Annotated in this window: 2 protein-coding genes; both read left to right on the top strand. The window is 43.0% G+C overall.

Going from position 1 to position 2,823, the window contains the following annotated elements; all coding sequences use genetic code 11:
* Window positions 1–82: 82 nt before the first annotated feature.
* Window positions 83–1,177, top strand: a complete 1,095-nt coding sequence (locus NFS18_RS19140) for a glycoside hydrolase family 3 C-terminal domain-containing protein (protein ID WP_251393153.1) — start codon at window positions 83–85, stop codon at window positions 1,175–1,177.
* Window positions 1,178–1,181: 4 nt separating this feature from the next.
* Entirely contained in the window at window positions 1,182–2,798 is a 1,617-nt protein-coding gene (locus tag NFS18_RS19135; RefSeq protein ID WP_251393152.1) for a glycoside hydrolase family 43 protein, read from the top strand.
* Window positions 2,799–2,823: the final 25 nt, after the last annotated feature.

Here is a 2,823-nt window from a genome sequence, read left to right as displayed (position 1 = left end):
GTTACGGTTTTACTTACTTTAAAGTAATGCTATCCGTTTTTAAGCAAGTTTATAGCGGCGTGAATAATTCAGGATTATTCTTTTGAAAAATGAGGATCAGCTTCTGCCATTATCCAAAGAAAAGGTAAAAAAACTGTTGGTAGTGGGTGAGAATGCCGACCGTGCACATTCTAATGGGGGTGGAAGTGCAGAAATCAAGGCACTGTATGAGATTACACCACTGATGGGAATTAAGGCATTGCTTGGAGGAAATACAGAAGTGACATATGTTCCGGGTTATGTAAGTGGTGAGAAGCAGAAAGAGTCTGATACAAACTGGCAGGAGACAAGTCTGGAAAACGGCGGCGGAAGTACGAAGATACAAAATGTAAATCCTAAGATACAGGCAAAACGTTCAATTCTCCGCAAAGAAGCGGTACAGCTTGCGGCACAATATGACTATGTACTTTTTGTAGGCGGTTTGAACCATGATCATGACAGTGAAGGTAATGACCGTACAGATATGAGGCTTCCTTATGAGCAAGATGAGCTGATTGAAGAACTGCTCACAGTAAACCCCAATACAGTTGTTATATTTGTAGGCGGAAGTCCGGTAGAAATGGGACGTTGGATAGAAAAAGCAAAGGTGGTTGTATGGAGCTGGTATGCAGGTATGGAAGGTGGAAATGCACTGGCGGAAGTAGTATTCGGCAATGTAAATCCGTCAGGAAAGCTTCCCGAGACATTTTATAAAAAACATACAGATTGTTCAGCACATGCAATCGGAGAATTTCCGGGAGATTCTAAGGTACGATATACAGAAGGTGTATTTGTAGGATATCGTTACAATGATACTTATGATGTGGCGCCGGAGTTTTGCTTTGGACATGGATTGTCCTATACGACGTTTTCCTATGCCAACCCGAGAGTTAATGAACGAAATGGAAGGCTGTATGCAGAATGTGATGTAACCAATACGGGAATGAAATCTGGAAAAGAGACCGTTCAGGTCTATGTGGCTCCAATTGAACGGAAAGAAACAGAACCAGTGCAGGAATTGAAGGGATTTGAAAAAATAGAACTGCTTCCGGGTGAGTGTAAGACAGTTTCCGTATTTGTGGAGACAGAATTGAAAAATAAGGAATTGCGAATCGGAAGCTCTTCCAGAGATATCCGTCTCGTAATCGAAGGAAGGTGAGCGTATGAAATACAGAAATCCGATTCTTTCGGGATTTCATCCCGATCCTTCTATATGCAGGGCAGGAGATGATTTTTATCTTGTAACATCAACGTTTGAATTTTATCCGGGAGTGCCTGTCTATCATAGTAAAAATCTGGCGGACTGGGAACTGCTTGGATATTGTATGACAGAGGAAAACGGACTGGATCTGCAAAGAAGCGGACCGTCAGGCGGCATTTATGCACCGACCATCCGGTATCATGACGGTATGTTTTTTATGATTACAACGAATGTATCGGACAAAGGTAATTTTATCGTGTATACCGATGACCCGCGTAAAGGCTGGTCTGAGCCGAGGTGGTTGAAACAGGGGGGAATAGACCCGTCCTTGTTCTGGGATGATGACGGTAAGGTTTATCTGGTATCCACCGGACATGATTCTGATGGGCATTGTACCATTGATATGTGTGAAATTAATCCATTTACAGGAGAGCAATTATCTGAGACAGTAATCTTAAGTTATGGATGTGGCGGCAAGTATCCGGAAGGGGCACATTTGTATAAATGCTTTGGGAAATATTATCTGATGATGGCGGAAGGCGGCACGGAGTATGGACATATGGAGACGATTCAGAGAGCGGATTTTATTTTTGGTCCCTATGAAACTTGTCCGCACAATCCGATTTTGAGTCATAGGGATGATACGAAAGGGGAAATCCATTGTGTCGGACATGCGGATTTGGTAGAAGATCAAAATGGAAACTGGTGGATAGTATGTCTGGGAACGCGCTGTAATGGCGGAGAAACCGGTATTATGATGCAACATCATCTGGGAAGGGAGACCTTTTTGACACCTGTTGTCTGGGACAAGGACGGCTGGCCGATTGTGGGAAATCAGGGAAAGATAGAACTTTCTATGGATGGACCGTTACCGGGAAAGACGGATTTGATAGAAACCAAAGAACGGAAAGCTGCTGTCAGAACAGGCTGTCAGACAAGATTGGATTTTATAGATAATTTCTCAGCGGAGAAAGCAGATTATCGATATAATTATCTCCGTAATCCAAAGCTGAAGTGCTATATAAGGGACAGGGAAAAGCAATGTCTTCTTTTAAAAGGAACGGAAGAGACTCTAAACGATGCAGCAAGCCCTACATGGATTGGAATACGGCAGCAGGAATTTTGCTGTGAGGCAGGTGTATGTATGGACGCGTGTAAAGCAGAAGAAGGATTTCGTGCTGGATTGACTGCTTTTTATAATCAGTTTTATCATTATGAAATCTGCCTGGTTAAAAACAAGGCAGTATGGGAAGTTCAGCTTGCAAAGCATGTGCATGATATTTTCGCGGTAACAGCAAGAGCAGAGATACCGGAAGGGAAACAGATTCAATTTCGGATTACTGCAGACAAAGAGAAATATTCCTTTTATTATACTGTTGATGGGGAGACAGAAGTACTGCTTGGAAGTGGTCTGACAGCGGGATTATCCACGGAGGGGACGGTTCCTATGTCTTTTACAGGAACCTATCTTGGAATTTTTGCGGAGCGTGGAAATGCAAGATTCCAGACATTTTATGTGAAGTATAGGGGTAACAGTTCAGCCCAGGACTTTGCACTGGCTGCAAAGTCCGTGAAATAACGTATAGGTAGAGATGCATCAAGCC

The organism is Mediterraneibacter agrestimuris (assembly GCF_943193195.1).
Taxonomy (GTDB): domain Bacteria; phylum Bacillota; class Clostridia; order Lachnospirales; family Lachnospiraceae; genus Schaedlerella; species Schaedlerella agrestimuris.
This window is presented reverse-complemented; position numbering and strand designations above follow the sequence as displayed.